The sequence below is a fragment of the Pseudomonas sp. SG-MS2 genome (assembly GCF_009933855.1).
Taxonomy (GTDB): Bacteria; Pseudomonadota; Gammaproteobacteria; order Pseudomonadales; family Pseudomonadaceae; genus Aquipseudomonas; species Aquipseudomonas putida_E.
The window spans coordinates 1-13,824 of record NZ_MOMO01000171.1 but is presented as its reverse complement, the minus strand read 5'-3'; the positions used below and the strand labels follow the sequence as shown (position 1 = coordinate 13,824).

At 60.5% G+C, this 13,824-nt stretch carries 12 protein-coding genes and 1 pseudogene; 7 read left to right on the top strand and 6 right to left on the bottom strand.

Annotated elements, in window-relative coordinates:
* Nucleotides 1-349 precede the first annotated feature (349 nt).
* Complete coding sequence (gene azu, locus BLX42_RS14550) at nucleotides 350-799, top strand: azurin (protein ID WP_161872040.1); 450 nt, start codon at nucleotides 350-352, stop codon at nucleotides 797-799.
* Nucleotides 800-914: 115 nt separating this feature from the next.
* Here the strand turns inward: azu and nadE are convergent, their stop codons facing one another.
* A complete protein-coding gene (gene nadE, locus BLX42_RS14545; protein ID WP_012316460.1) occupies nucleotides 915-1,742 on the bottom strand; it encodes an ammonia-dependent NAD(+) synthetase in 828 nt (275 codons plus the stop codon).
* A 3-nt stretch (nucleotides 1,743-1,745) separates the two neighbouring features.
* The gene (gene pncB, locus BLX42_RS14540) at nucleotides 1,746-2,951 is read right to left on the bottom strand and encodes a nicotinate phosphoribosyltransferase (RefSeq protein ID WP_046787811.1); all 1,206 of its coding nucleotides are present in this window, start codon (nucleotides 2,949-2,951) and stop codon (nucleotides 1,746-1,748) included.
* 468 nt (nucleotides 2,952-3,419) lie between these two features.
* Here pncB and BLX42_RS14535 point away from each other — a divergent pair, with 468 nt between their 5' ends.
* From BLX42_RS14535 to BLX42_RS14510, 6 genes are all read left to right on the top strand, one after another.
* Nucleotides 3,420-4,556 (top strand): branched-chain amino acid ABC transporter substrate-binding protein, encoded by a 1,137-nt coding sequence (locus BLX42_RS14535; protein WP_012316458.1) that lies wholly within the window; start codon nucleotides 3,420-3,422, stop codon nucleotides 4,554-4,556.
* Nucleotides 4,557-4,710: 154 nt separating this feature from the next.
* Entirely contained in the window at nucleotides 4,711-5,625 is a 915-nt protein-coding gene (locus BLX42_RS14530) for a branched-chain amino acid ABC transporter permease (RefSeq protein WP_012316457.1), read from the top strand.
* Nucleotides 5,626-5,627: 2 nt separating this feature from the next.
* Nucleotides 5,628-6,929, top strand: a complete 1,302-nt coding sequence (gene livM / locus BLX42_RS14525) for a high-affinity branched-chain amino acid ABC transporter permease LivM (RefSeq protein ID WP_125924575.1) — start codon at nucleotides 5,628-5,630, stop codon at nucleotides 6,927-6,929.
* A complete protein-coding gene (locus BLX42_RS14520; protein ID WP_012316455.1) occupies nucleotides 6,926-7,801 on the top strand; it encodes an ATP-binding cassette domain-containing protein in 876 nt (291 codons plus the stop codon). Before livM ends, BLX42_RS14520 begins: the two co-directional genes overlap by 4 nt.
* A complete protein-coding gene (locus tag BLX42_RS14515) occupies nucleotides 7,798-8,514 on the top strand; it encodes an ABC transporter ATP-binding protein (protein WP_012316454.1) in 717 nt (238 codons plus the stop codon). The genes BLX42_RS14520 and BLX42_RS14515 overlap by 4 nt, the downstream gene beginning before the upstream one ends.
* A 606-nt stretch (nucleotides 8,515-9,120) precedes the next feature.
* A complete protein-coding gene (locus BLX42_RS14510; protein WP_046787874.1) occupies nucleotides 9,121-9,888 on the top strand; it encodes an SDR family oxidoreductase in 768 nt (255 codons plus the stop codon).
* Between the two features lie 99 nt (nucleotides 9,889-9,987).
* On the opposite strand, the gene BLX42_RS14505 is transcribed toward BLX42_RS14510, so the two are convergent.
* From BLX42_RS14505 to BLX42_RS26920, 4 genes and pseudogenes are all read right to left on the bottom strand, one after another.
* The gene (locus BLX42_RS14505; protein WP_046787814.1) at nucleotides 9,988-11,085 is read right to left on the bottom strand and encodes an AGE family epimerase/isomerase; all 1,098 of its coding nucleotides are present in this window, start codon (nucleotides 11,083-11,085) and stop codon (nucleotides 9,988-9,990) included.
* 49 nt (nucleotides 11,086-11,134) lie between these two features.
* Complete coding sequence (locus BLX42_RS14500) at nucleotides 11,135-11,767, bottom strand: TetR family transcriptional regulator (protein WP_046787815.1); 633 nt, start codon at nucleotides 11,765-11,767, stop codon at nucleotides 11,135-11,137.
* Nucleotides 11,768-11,834: 67 nt separating this feature from the next.
* Nucleotides 11,835-13,532 carry a hypothetical protein gene (locus BLX42_RS14495; RefSeq protein ID WP_161872039.1) on the bottom strand — a complete coding sequence of 566 codons (1,698 nt, stop codon included), beginning with the start codon at nucleotides 13,530-13,532 and terminating at the stop codon, nucleotides 11,835-11,837.
* A 175-nt stretch (nucleotides 13,533-13,707) separates the two neighbouring features.
* Nucleotides 13,708-13,824, bottom strand: a pseudogene (locus BLX42_RS26920) (phage infection protein); the annotation flags it as partial.

Sequence of the window (13,824 nt, the reverse complement as noted above, 5' to 3'; positions counted from 1 at the left end):
CCACGCGACTTCTCGTTGAGTCCATCCGCATCAAACAAGCCTGGCCTTAATGTTCGAAGGCAGTTGTCACTCCGGGCGGGAGAATTCACAGATCGCACCGCTGGCCCCGTGGGCGTAGGCGGCGAGCAGGCTGTTCATGAAACTTGAGAGGGCCATTGCAGTTGCTCCTGAATGAGAGGTTGTCCCATCGTCCATTAAAAGGGCATGATGTGCCCTTAGATTGGTTGTATACAATCCATTGAACAATTCAACTGGCTGACCACTTGACACCCTTTGATGCATGTCAGCAAGGGGCTGAACGGTTTCAGGCAGTCTCGCAATTGATAAAACCCTGCCAAGGAGATTCATGATGTTTGCGAAAGCTGTAGCGGTATCCCTGCTGACCCTCGCCAGCGCCTCCGTCTTCGCCGCCGAGTGCTCGGTAACTGTCGACTCGACTGACCAGATGTCCTACACCACCAAGGAATTCACCGTCGACAAGAGCTGCAAAGAGTTCACCGTGAAGCTGACCCATTCCGGCAACCTGCCGAAAAACGTGATGGGCCACAATCTGGTGATCAGCGAGACTGCCGACATGCAGGCCATTGCCACTGAAGGCATGAGCCAGGGCATCGACAAAGGCTATCTGAAGGAAGACAACGCCAACATCATCGCCCACACCGCGATGATCGGTGCACCTGAGAAAGAAACCGAAGTGAAGTTCGACACTTCCAAGCTGGAGGCGGGTGGCGATTACAGCTTCTTCTGCACCTTCCCCGGCCACATCTCGATGATGAAGGGCAAGGTTGTAGTCAAGTAATGACAGCTTGAAAGCAGGGGAGGGCTTTGCCCTCCTTCGCGACACAAGGCCGCGCCTACAGTCCTGTAGGAGCGGCCTTGTGTCGCGAAAGGGCCGCAAAGCGGCCCCAGAGGTCTCACGGTGCGAACGGCAGTTCGCGCTTGTGTTGGGTCTTGCGGTAGGTGGCGACGATGATGTCGAACGCTTCCTGCTCAACCGGCAGCCCATGCAGGAAGGCATCGATCTGTTGGTAGGTCACGCCATGCGACGCCTCGTCAGGCTTGCCTGGTTCCAGGTCTTCCAGGTCCGCAGTAGGCACCTTCTCCACCAGCGACTCCGGCGCCCCAAAGCTGCGCGCAATGGCCCGCACTTGGTTCTTTACCAGGCCGCTCAACGGGGCCAGGTCGCAGGCACCGTCACCAAACTTGGTAAAGAAGCCCATCACTGCCTCGGCGGCGTGGTCGGTGCCGATCACCAGGCCAGCGCGGGCGCCAGCGATGGTGTACTGCGCGACCATGCGCGTACGCGCCTTGACGTTGCCCACGACGAAGTCCACCAGTGACGGCGAGCCGTCTTTCAATGCTTGCACCTCTGCGGCCAGTGCACGCACGGCAGGTGCAATATCAACGGTGTGCACTTCATCGGCGTTGATCACTTCCAGGCACGCCTGGGCGTCGTGCTCGTCATGCTGTACCTGGTACGGCAGGCGCACGGCAATGAAGCGGTAGGCCGGGTCGCTGCTTTCGGCGCGCAACTCGTTGATGGCGCGTTGGGCGAGCAGGGCGGCAGTCAGCGAATCGACGCCCCCGCTGATGCCCAGTACCAGGGTCTTGAGGCGGGCGTTGGCCAGGCAATCCTTGATGAACGCCACGCGCCGGGCGACTTCGGCCTCGAGCGCAGCGGCGTCTGCGAACGGCGGCTGCACGTTGAGCGCCTGGGCAATCTCTTGCTGAACGGCTTGCATGGGTTACTCCTTGCTGGGGATTTTGAACACGTGACGCATGTAGGCGACGAAGTTCTCGTCGCGGCACTGGGTCTTGGCGGCCTCGTCAGAGATCTTCGCCACCGGCGAGCCGTTGCAGTCGGTCATTTTAAGCACGATATTCATCGGCGCCACGCCGGGGATGTCGCAGGTCAGGTTGGTGCCGATGCCGAAACTGACGTTGATGCGCCCGCGCAGGGCACGGAAGATCTGCAGCGCGCGGGTCAGGTTGAGGCCGTCGGAGAACACCAGGGTCTTGGTCATCGGGTCGATCCCCAACCTCTGGTAATGGGCGATGGCCTTTTCCGCCCAGGCCACCGGCTCACCCGAGTCGTGGCGCAGGCCGTCGAACAGCTTGGCGAAGTACAAGTCGAAATCGCTGAGGAAGGCATCCATGGTGATGCAGTCGGTCAGGGCGATGCCGAGCAGGCCTCGGTACTCCCGGACCCAGCAGTCCAGGGCGGCGATCTGGCTGTCGATCAGCCGCGGGCCGAGCTGCTGGTGGGCCATGATCCATTCGTGGGCCATGGTGCCCAGCGGCTTGATATCCAGTTTCCATGCCAAATCGACGTTGCTGGTACCGACGAAGCGGGCCGGGAAATCGTCGCGCAATACCCGCACCACCTCCTCCTGCACGCGGCTGGAAAAACGCCGGCGGGTGCCGAAGTCGGCCACTTGCAGCTCGGCCAGTTCGTCGGCGCTGGCATGCGCCTGTAGCCAGTCGAACTTGCGGTAAAGCTGGTCACGGGCCTCGGCCAGGCGCATGCGCGGGTGCAGGTGGCGGTTGCGCACTTCGCTGATGATGGCCAGCAGCGGGACTTCGAAGAGGATCACATGCAGCCAGGGCCCTTTGAGCCGCAGGTACAGCTGGTCGCCCTCGATACCAACCTGCACATAGCGCAGGTTGAAACGGAACAGGCGCAGAAAGCGCAGAAAATCGGGCTTGAGGAAGCTGATGCGTTCGAGGAAGGCCAGCTGGCCATCATCGAGGGTAAGTTCGCTCAGCCGTTCGAGCTGGTTGCGGATCTCGCCCAGATAGGGGCGCAAGTCTTCGCCATTGCGGCAGCGGAATTCCCACTCCACGTCGGCATCCGGGTAGTTGTGCAGCACGCCCTGCATCATGGTGAGCTTGTAAAAGTCGGTGTCGAGCAGGTTGTGCACGATGCGCTCAGCGAATGCGCTCTCGCTCATCAGGGTGGGCTCCAAAGCGGCGAATGGCGGTCATTGTGCCACAGGAAACGCTCCGAACTTGCCGGCAACGCGTTACCGGCGGGAGCGGGTGCGTGTGTGAAGAGGCCGAAACAGACAAATCAGGTGTTTTTCCGTGCACCAGCTAGCCTTGAAACGGTGCCGCCTGTAGCAGTTGCGCACCAGTGGTGTGCAGTTCGGTGACGTCTGCTGTTACAGGGTGGTTGCACGTAAACACTTGTCAGGGTTGCAATGATGGCACTCGGTGGTTGCTCCTTGTTTGCGCGCACGGTGGCGCTTGTCGCGTGGCAGACGGTTGCACACTCAGTAAAGAAAAGGCCGTCGGTCGCCTCGACGCGGCCCCAACAGTGTGATTTCCCGGAAGACAAAACCGATGGCACGGCCCTTGCTCTGAGCACAGGGCTGAGAAGTTGTAGTGCCAACCAAAAAAAACTCTAGGAGCACCACCTCATGTCGCAGACGTTTTACAAGAAAGGTTTCCTGGCACTGGCCGTGGCTACGGCACTGGGTGTTTCTTCGTATGTTCAGGCCGACGTCAAGATCGGTGTCGCGGGCCCGATGACCGGGGCTAACGCAGCGTTTGGCGAGCAATACATGAAAGGTGCCCAGGCGGCAGCTGACAAGATCAACGCTGCCGGTGGCGTCAACGGCGAAAAAATCATCCTGGTCAAAGGCGATGACGCCTGTGAGCCGAAACAGGCTGTATCGGTTGCCAACCGTCTGGTCGATCAGGACAAGGTAATCGGTGTGGTAGGCCACTTCTGCTCCTCCAACACCATTCCAGCTTCCGAGGTGTATGACGAAGCAGGCGTGATCGCCATCACCCCTGGCTCTACCAACCCACAAGTCACCGAGCGCGGGCTGAGCGCCATGTTCCGCATGTGCGGCCGTGACGACCAGCAGGGCATCGTTGCCGGTGACTACATCGTCGATGTGCTCAAGGGCAAGAAGGTGGCGGTGCTGCACGACAAGGACACCTACGGCCAGGGCCTGGCCGATGCAACCAAGGCGCAGCTGGAGAAGCGTGGCGTCAAGCCGGTGCTGTATGAAGGCCTGACCCGTGGCGAGAAAGACTTCAGCGCCGTGGTGACCAAGATCCGTTCCACCGGTGCCGACGTGGTCTACTTTGGCGGCCTTCACCCCGAAGCCGGTCCGCTGGTGCGTCAGCTGCGCGAGCAAGGCCTGAAGGACGTCAAGTTCATGTCCGATGACGGTATCGTCACCGATGAACTGGTCGCAACTGCGGGCGGCGCCCAGTACGTGGACGGCGTGTACATGACCTTCGGTGCCGACCCGCGCATGCTGCCAGACAGCAAGGCGGTGGTGGAAGAATTCCGCAAAGCCGGCACCGAGCCTGAAGGCTACACCCTCTACGCCTACGCTTCGCTGCAAGCCCTGGCCGCTGCCTTCAACGGCGCCAAGTCGAACAAGGGCGAAGACGCTGCCAAGTGGCTCAAGGCAAACCCGGTGCAGACCGTCATGGGCGAGAAGAAGTGGGACAGCAAAGGCGACCTGACTGTCTCTGACTACGTGGTCTACCAGTGGGACAAGGACGGCAAGTACCACCAGCTGGAAAAACAAAAATAACAACGGCAGCCAGCCCGGGCCTGCGCCCGGGCCGATGCCCCTGCGGTACCTGTCTTTATTCGGAGATCTGCACGGTTCTGCGCTGCGAGGGCCGCTTTATCCGTGGCCTGGCGTGCTCGGCGCTTGTGCAGTCTCGCTCAGGTGAGATTGCGTTATGGATGGTATTTTCCTGCAGCAACTGGTCAACGGCCTGACCCTCGGGTCGGTCTATGGCCTGATCGCCATCGGCTACACAATGGTCTATGGCATCATCGGCATGATCAACTTCGCGCACGGCGAGGTGTATATGATTTCCGCGTACCTCGCGGCAATCAGCCTGGCATTGCTGGCTTATTTCGGTATCGAGTCGTTCCCCCTGCTGATGTTGGGCACCTTGTTGTTCACCATCGTCGTCACGGGTGTGTATGGCTTCACCATTGAACGCATCGCCTACAAACCCCTGCGCAACTCCACCCGCCTGGCACCGCTGATCAGTGCCATCGGCATCTCGCTGATCCTGCAAAACTATGCGCAGATCAGCCAGGGCGCCCGCCAGCAAGGCGTGCCGACCCTGCTCGAAGGCGCCTGGCGCGTCGAAGTGGGCACTGGCTTCGTGCAACTGACCTACACCAAGATCTTCATCCTGATTGCCGCATTCGTCGGCATGGGGCTGCTCACCTATGTGATCAAGTACACCAAGCTCGGCCGCATGTGCCGCGCTACCCAGCAAGACCGCAAGATGGCCTCGATCCTTGGCATCAACACCGACCGGGTGATCTCCTACGTGTTCGTCATCGGCGCGGTGATGGCTGCGCTTGCCGGTGTGCTGATCACCATGAACTACGGCACCTTCGACTTCTACGCCGGCTTCATCATCGGCATCAAGGCATTCACCGCTGCGGTGCTCGGCGGCATCGGCTCGCTGCCCGGCGCCATGTTGGGCGGGATTATCCTGGGTATTTCCGAGTCGTTGTTCTCTGGCCTGATCAACTCCGACTACAAGGACGTGTTCAGCTTCTCGCTGCTGGTGCTGATCCTTATCTTCCGCCCACAAGGCCTGTTGGGTCGCCCGCTCGTGGCTAAGGTGTGAACATGTCCACTGCCAAAACTGCCTCCGTTTCCGAAACCCAAGGTTTCGATCTCAAACGCAGCTTGCTCGAGACCATCGTCGCCGGCCTGCTCGCGCTCATTGTCTTTGGTCCGGTCGTCGGCGTGGTGCTCGACGGCTATAGCTTCAATGCCGAACCCCGCCGCGTGGCCTGGCTGGTCGGTGGCGTGATGGTCGGGCGCTTCCTGCTCAGCCTGTACCTGCAGACCGCCGCAGGCAAACGCATGTTGCAAGGCTTCGACAGCGGCGGCTCGGGGGTGCACGTCAATGCACCGAACTACAAGTCGCGTCTGCGTTACATCATTCCGGCGCTGATCGTGATCGCCATCGTCTTCCCCATCTTCGCCAACAAGTACCTGCTGACCGTGGTCATCCTCGGTCTGATCTACGTGCTGCTGGGCCTTGGCCTGAACATCGTGGTGGGCCTGGCGGGCCTGCTCGACCTGGGCTACGTGGCGTTCTACGCCATTGGCGCCTATGGCCTGGCGCTGGGCTATCAGTACCTGGGGCTGGGGTTCTGGAGTGTGCTGCCACTGGCGGCCATCGCCGCGGCGTTGGCAGGGTGCATACTGGGCTTTCCGGTGTTGCGCATGCACGGTGACTACCTGGCGATCGTGACCCTGGGCTTTGGCGAGATCATCCGCCTGGTGCTGAACAACTGGCTGTCGTTCACCGGTGGCCCGAACGGCATGCCGGCCCCGGCGCCGACCTTCTTTGGCCTGGAGTTCGGCCGTCGAGCCAAGGATGGCGGGGTGCCGATCCACGAGTACTTCGGCTTCGATTACAACGCCAATCTGAAGTTCGTGTTCATCTATGCCGTGCTGTTCCTGGTCGTGCTGGCGGTGCTGTACATCAAGCATCGGCTGACCCGCATGCCGGTTGGCCGCGCTTGGGAAGCGCTGCGTGAGGACGAAATCGCCTGCCGCTCGATGGGCCTGAACCATGTGCTGGTCAAGCTTTCGGCCTTCACCCTGGGGGCCTCCACTGCGGGCCTCGCCGGGGTGTTCTTCGCCACCTACCAAGGCTTCGTCAACCCGTCCTCGTTCACCTTCTTCGAGTCGGCGCTGATTCTGGCCATTGTCGTACTGGGCGGCATGGGCTCGACCGTGGGCGTGGTGATCGCTGCGTTCGTACTGACCGTAGCGCCGGAGCTGCTGCGCAGCTTCTCCGAATACCGGGTGCTGCTGTTCGGTGTGCTGATGGTGCTGATGATGATCTGGCGACCGCGTGGGCTGATCCGCATCAGCCGCGCCGGTGTGGTCCCGCGTAAAGGAGTGGCGCCATGAGCGACGAAATCATTCTCTCGGTCGACAACCTGATGATGCAGTTCGGTGGCATCAAGGCGCTCAGCGACGTCAGCCTCAAGGTCAAGCGTAACCAGATCTTCGCCCTGATCGGCCCCAACGGCGCCGGCAAGACCACGGTGTTCAACTGCCTGACCGGTTTTTACAAGGCCAGCGGCGGGCGCATCGAGCTGAACGTGCGCGGCAGCCATACCAACGTCATCCAGTTGCTTGGTGAGCGCTTCCAGGCGGCGGACTTCGTTTCGCCGGCACGTTTTGGTTCGCGCCTGTACTACAAGATGTTCGGCGGCACCCACCTGGTCAACCGCGCGGGGCTGGCGCGCACCTTCCAGAACATTCGCCTGTTCAAGGAAATGTCGGTGGTGGAAAACCTGCTGGTCGCCCAGCACATGTGGGTCAACCGCAACCTGCTGGCCGGCGTGCTCAACACCAAGGCCTACCGCAAGGCCGAGAGTGATGCCCTGGACCACGCATTCTACTGGCTGGAGGTAGTCGATCTGGTCGACTGTGCCAACCGCCTGGCCGGGGAGCTGTCGTATGGCCAGCAACGCCGCCTGGAAATCGCCCGGGCCATGTGCACGCGGCCGAAGATCATCTGCCTGGACGAACCGGCGGCCGGCCTCAACCCGCAGGAGACCGAAGCACTTAGCCGTATGATCCGCGTGCTGCGTGACGAGCACGACATCACCGTGGTGCTGATCGAACACGACATGGGCATGGTCATGAGCATTTCCGACCATATCGTCGTGCTCGACCACGGCAACGTGATCGCCGAAGGCGCGCCGCAGGATATCCGCCACAACCCGACGGTGATCGCCGCCTACCTGGGTGCCGACGAAGAGGAGCTGGTATGAGTGCACCCATTCTGGAACTGAAGGACCTGGACGTGTTCTACGGGCCGATCCAGGCGTTGAAAAAGGTCTCGATGCACATCGATGAAGGTGAGACCGTGAGCCTGATCGGCGCCAACGGTGCCGGCAAGTCGACCCTGCTGATGTCCATCTTCGGCCAGCCGCGCGCAGCCTCGGGGCAGATTGTCTACCGTGGCACCGACATTACCCGCAAGTCGTCGCACTACATCGCATCCAATGGCATCGCCCAGTCGCCGGAAGGGCGCCGGGTGTTCCCCGACATGAGCGTCGAGGAAAACCTGATGATGGGTACCATCCCTATCGGTGACAAATATGCCAGTGAGGACATGCAACGCATGTTCGAGCTGTTCCCTCGGTTGAAGGAGCGGCGCAACCAGCGTGCGATGACCATGTCCGGTGGTGAGCAGCAGATGCTGGCCATTGCCCGTGCGCTGATGAGTCGGCCCAAGTTGCTGCTGCTCGACGAGCCGTCGCTGGGGCTGGCGCCGATCGTGGTCAAGCAGATCTTTTCGACCCTGCGCGAACTGGCCAAGACCGGGATGACCATCTTTCTAGTGGAGCAAAACGCCAACCATGCCTTGAAGTTGTCCGACCGGGCTTATGTCATGGTGAACGGCGAGATTCGCATGACCGGCACCGGGCAGGAGTTGTTGGTCAACGAAGAGGTTCGCAGCGCCTATCTTGGCGGGCACTAAGCTGACTCCGGGGCTGCTGTGCGGCCCCGATCGGCATCACCTGGCGAATGTGGACAACTTGTCGCATATCTTTCTTGAGCTTTGCCACAACCCCTACGCAAGCCATTGTTTCCACAGGCTCATTGTTGTCCACGGATAATGTGGAGCCGCCTGTGGAAAACATGGTGGCATCTAGCTGCAACCCAATGAGATCAAGGCCTGCACGGTTCTGTTCATATTTTGATCAGTTGCTGTTATGAGTCATTCAGCGCGGGTTTTCGCAGACGCCTTAGAGCGCTAACGATAGGCTACCAGCCTGTGGATAACTCTGTGCGAAACCCTTGGACAGACTGCTGTAAGCGGCATGTTTGAAAGGGTGCGCCATTACCGCAACGCGTGATCCTGACCGTAGGTGGCTGAAAGGGTTCCGCCTGATGGTCAAGTTGCCCCCAATCCGTGGGGAAAGCCTTGTGGATAACATGCGCATAGCTCGCGCTGGACCCTCTGCCATGCGGCTTTGCGGGTAATGTACAAAAAATGACCAAGTGTCTCGATGGCTTGCTGACTACGCCCGTCGCGGGCATGCTGCAAAGCTTGCCGAAAATAATCCACAGCGAGGAACAGAGCATGACGTCCACCGTATTCATCACTGGCGCGACTTCCGGTTTTGGCGAGGCCACGGCTCGCCGCTTCGCCGACGCCGGCTGGAAGCTGATCCTCACCGGCCGGCGCAAGGATCGCCTGGATGCCCTGTGCGCCGAACTGTCGGCCAAGACCGAAGTGCACGGCCTGGTGCTCGATGTACGTGACCGCAAGGCCATGGAACACGCTATAGCCAACCTGCCAGCGGGCTTTGACAAGCTACGCGGGCTGGTCAATAACGCAGGCCTTGCGCTGGGCGTCGATGCGGCGCAGAACTGCAGCCTGGACGACTGGGAAACCATGGTCGATACCAACATCAAGGGCCTGATGTACACCACCCGCTTGCTGCTGCCACGCCTGATCGCCCACGGCCGGGGGGCGTCGATCCTCAACGTGGGGTCGGTGGCGGGCAACTATCCGTACCCTGGCAGCAACGTCTATGGCGGTACCAAGGCGTTCGTCGGCCAGTTCTCGCTCAGCCTGCGTTGTGACCTGCGTGGCACGGGCGTGCGTGTCAGCAACCTTGAGCCAGGGCTGTGCGAAAGCGAGTTTTCGTTGGTGCGGTTCGGTGGGGACCAGGCCAAGTATGATGCCACCTACGCCGGTGCCGAGCCTATTCAGCCGCAGGATATCGCCGAGACTATCTTCTGGATCCTCAATCAGCCGGCTCACATCAACATCAACAGCCTGGAGGTGATGCCGGTGAGCCAGGACTGGGCTGGGTTATCGATCGACCGTTCGGTGAAAGGCTGATGCAGTAAGGGCGCTTCGCCGCCCAATCGGCGGCAAGCCGGCTGCCACAGGTGTTGCGGCTCTGCTTGCTCTGTGGAAGCCAGTTTGCCGGCAATTGCGTCAGTTCAGCCGGTGCAAGCCTTCCAGGCAAGTCGCCAGGTGATAGGGCGTAGTCGAAGGCATGTCATGGCGGCTGACCGCACCTTCACCATCGCGGCACTCATACCAGCCACCATCGTGCAGGAAGCGCTGTTCCATTGCCTGCAACTGTTCAGCCACCTTCACTTCACTCCCTGACCGCAAGGCCAGCGCCCGCAGGTACTCCGCCTGTGCCCAGATGCGCTGGGTCGCATCGATCACCTGGCCATCCACAGCCAGCATCGCCAGCACGGCAGCATCCTTCACTCCGCACTGCTCGGCGTAAGCGAATGCGCGGTCGATGGACGCATGCAGCGGCGTACCGCGCAGCAGTGCCGAGGTATGCAGCAGGTAGAACCACTCGAACTGGTGCCCCGGCTCGAACCAGTTATCCACAGCACCGCGGGGTTTTTCCAGCATCAGGCCATGTTGCGGTTCGATGAAGTGCGTCTGCAGGGCTTGGCACAGTTGCAGCAGTGCCTGTTGCACACCTTGATCTGCACGCACGGCGAGAACCTGCAGGAAGGCTTCGGCCAGGTGCATCTGTGGGTTTTGCAGCGGGCCGCTGCCGAGGTCGGACCAGTCTTCACCGAGGCTCGCTTCGTAAAGGCCGTCATCGCGGGCAAACTGCTCGCTGACGATCTCGAGGGCAGCATTGAGCGCCGATTCCACCAGGCTTTCGCGGACTTTTCCCCAGTAATGAGCGCAGGCAAACACGATGAATGCGTGGGTGTAGAGGTCTTTGCGCCGGTCCAGCGGTTTGCCTTGGGCATCGATGCTGTAGAACCAGCCACCATGTTCGGCGTCGTGGAAATGCCGCTGCAGCGAGCGAAACAGGGCTGCGGCCCGCTCTGCCGCTCCCGGTTGCTCGATACGGCTGCTGAACAGGTACAACTGACGCGCGCAGGCCATCGCCCGGTAGCGCTGCACTGGCAGCGGGCGGTGCGTAGCATCCAGGGCCTCGTAGGGCAGGGCCATTTCGGGATTCCAGCCGGGGCCCAGCCACACTGGCACGATGCGTTCGGCGAAGTGCTGGTTGAAGCGGGCCAGTTCGGCTGGAGTGGGGCGGGGGTCGGACATGAATGCGCTCGTCACAATCGGCAGTGCGCCATGGTAGCAGAAGTGCGCTTCAGCCCGGATTACCCAAACCCTGCCAATGCCGCGCACCGACGAAGATGAAGCGCAACTGCTGGGTGATCTTGTCCCGTGCACTCAGCGCCTGTGGATAACCTTGTTCAGGGTTGTCGATCAGTTCCGGCAGGGTGGCGAACACGGTCTTCACCACCAGGTCGGCAATCACCGCCAGCGCTGCTCCGTTCAGGTGCTGCCAGCGTTTCATTCGCGCAAGGTCGGTGGCCAGGTCGTTGCTGATACCTTGGCGCAAGCGGCCGATGGCCTGGCGCACTGCCTGCGAGCCGCCGTACTGCTCGCGGGCCAGGAACAGGAACTGGGCCCGGTGGGCGGCTACCACGTCGAGGAAGATGCGTACCGAGGCGTCGGTGATACCGCCGAGTTCGAACTCGTTCTGCCGCACCAGGCGGATGGTCTGACGGAAGGTGTCATCGACCTCGGCCACCAGGGCCAGGCCCAGGGCGTCCATGTCGGTGAAGTGCCGATAGAACCCGGTGGGCACGATGCCGGCGGCCTTGGCCACTTCGCGCAGGCTGATGCTGCCGAAACCACGACCACTTTCCATGAGCTGGCAGGCCGCGTCGAGCAGGGCCTGGCGAGTCTGTAGCTTCTGTTCGGCGCGCGGCAGCATGTCAGGCCATTGATCGCGAAGGAAACCTGCACTTTATTGGCTCATGGACAAAAGTCAAAAAAAGGTTTCACGCTGCCTGCCCGTCGTGGTGGCGGGAAGCGTAATGCTCGATGTAGCTGTCGCTGCTGATCGGCACCTCCAACATTCTCATGTCCATGCGTTTCAACCGCTCCAGAATCAAGGGTGCATGCTGCACCAGCAGTGCCTGTTTGCGGTTTGCCCAGCTCCTGATCTGCCTGGAGGATGCTGCCTGGGTCCGTACCAGCGCCACAGCATGTTGCTCTAACTGGCTGAGCAGAAAAACATCGAGGATAACGCCATCCAGTGGGCTTTCATCGATATGGGCCAGGTAGCGCACACTGGCCATGCGTACCCCCAGCAGCTTGGCCAGCAGCAGCATGTCCTCGCTTTGCAAGAACCGGTCACGCTTGTCGGCAATGCCTGAGCGGATGAGGTCGATACAGGTGTCGAGGTGTTCGAGCAGACGCTGGCGCTTTTTGCCCTTCACTGCGTGCGCGCAGGCTGGGGCCGCGTGTTTCATGAAGTAGGCAGCGGCCTTGAGCATGATCACCAGATTTTCGCCTTCGGCAGTGATCGCGCCGTTATTGTTCAACAGGTAACCGATGATCTTGTTCGCCGCGAACATGCCTTGTGCGCCACAACGTTCACGGCAGCGCACCAGAATGTCCTGGCTGGCCCAGGTTGAAACTGCCTTGAGAATTGCCACTTCGTTGAGTACGTCAGGCGCTAAAGGCTTGAGCGCATCTTTGCCGTGCCCGGCGACGATCTGTTCAAGCCACGCGGCATGAACTAGGTTGGTCACGACATCAATGGCCAGTGGGTGGCGATAGGTGGGATGGGCAAGCAAGTTGACCGGACCGCCCGGGCTGAAAGTCTGACGTTTCTGCGCGTAGGTGTAATTGATATGCAAGCCGGCCATCGCCACCGCCAGGGCGCAACTGGCCATGCACAGCTTGCCGGACTGGACACGTTCGATGGAGCGCATGAAGCGTTGGCTGCGTGTAGTGGCCAGCGTGCGCAGTTGCCCATCGCGGTCCAGTTCGATGGTGCCTCGCTGCAAGAGCGCCTCGTAAGGGAGTTCAACGTTTTCGAACGAGGTCATGGCATTGTCCAGGTGCATCCCTGGTTTGTGGCCCAGTGCAGTAATACGAACACCGGGGAAGGCCGTGTCGCCTGCGTGCAGCGGCACAAGAAACGGCAAGATACCGATGAACTTGTCGTTGACCATCAGGCGCGCCATCACCACTGCAATCTTGGGCAAGGGGCTATGCGTGCTGTTTGGCATGAACTTGTAGGATTGGCGGCTGGGCGAATCAAGCACGAATATCTGTCGCTCGGGGCAATAGCGTGCTTCTGTTTCCAGTGAAAAAAGATTGCTGCCATACCCCAGTTCCGTGGCGAGGTATACACCGATTGCCGTGCCTTCGTTCAACTGTTTGTACAGGCTGCGTACATAGTCACTGTCATTGCCCATCGATTTGATCGAGCCCATGCACAAGTTGTAATGAATGGAGATCATCGATGCCAAGGCACCGTCATGTATGGCACAGGTTGTATGAAACCGAAGCAACTTAGGCAGATCGGCAAGCAATGCATCGCCCTGCAGGCTTGGCTGCGCCAACAGTTCAATGAAGGTTCGTTTGGCCTCTTCGCTGTTCTCGATCGGCCGGGCAATGAGCGCCAGCAGTCTTTCGTCCAGCCAGTCAGGCCTGAGTGCTATCAGATCAGTTGCCGGGTTTCTCATTTGAACGCTCCGTAGCCATACCTTCAGTAACCTAGCAATGGCGATGGGCGATGTGGAACTAGCAGAATTACCAGTTGCGCGGGGCGGTGTTACCTGAAAACAAAGCCCGGTCAATTGACCGGGCTGGGAGGTGGGTAGGCACTTTGATGCAGGTTGTTGTTTTCGGCCATGGAGATCAGCTCACACGGCTGATTTCGATCAGGCGATCCGAACCGCCTTCGGCAACGCGACCGGTGCGCTCGATCAGGCGATCCGAACCACCCTCGGCAACGCGGCCGGTGCGCTCGATCAG

Coding starts and splice junctions, on each gene's coding strand:
- azu (WP_161872040.1), top strand. CDS start 350: ATGTTTGCGAAAGCTGTAGCGGTATCCCTGCTGACCCTCGCCAGCGCC.
- nadE (WP_012316460.1), bottom strand. CDS start 1,742: ATGCAAGCCGTTCAGCAAGAGATTGCCCAGGCGCTCAACGTGCAGCCG.
- pncB (WP_046787811.1), bottom strand. CDS start 2,951: ATGAGCGAGAGCGCATTCGCTGAGCGCATCGTGCACAACCTGCTCGAC.
- BLX42_RS14535 (WP_012316458.1), top strand. CDS start 3,420: ATGTCGCAGACGTTTTACAAGAAAGGTTTCCTGGCACTGGCCGTGGCT.
- BLX42_RS14530 (WP_012316457.1), top strand. CDS start 4,711: ATGGATGGTATTTTCCTGCAGCAACTGGTCAACGGCCTGACCCTCGGG.
- livM (WP_125924575.1), top strand. CDS start 5,628: ATGTCCACTGCCAAAACTGCCTCCGTTTCCGAAACCCAAGGTTTCGAT.
- BLX42_RS14520 (WP_012316455.1), top strand. CDS start 6,926: ATGAGCGACGAAATCATTCTCTCGGTCGACAACCTGATGATGCAGTTC.
- BLX42_RS14515 (WP_012316454.1), top strand. CDS start 7,798: ATGAGTGCACCCATTCTGGAACTGAAGGACCTGGACGTGTTCTACGGG.
- BLX42_RS14510 (WP_046787874.1), top strand. CDS start 9,121: ATGACGTCCACCGTATTCATCACTGGCGCGACTTCCGGTTTTGGCGAG.
- BLX42_RS14505 (WP_046787814.1), bottom strand. CDS start 11,085: ATGTCCGACCCCCGCCCCACTCCAGCCGAACTGGCCCGCTTCAACCAG.
- BLX42_RS14500 (WP_046787815.1), bottom strand. CDS start 11,767: ATGCTGCCGCGCGCCGAACAGAAGCTACAGACTCGCCAGGCCCTGCTC.
- BLX42_RS14495 (WP_161872039.1), bottom strand. CDS start 13,532: ATGAGAAACCCGGCAACTGATCTGATAGCACTCAGGCCTGACTGGCTG.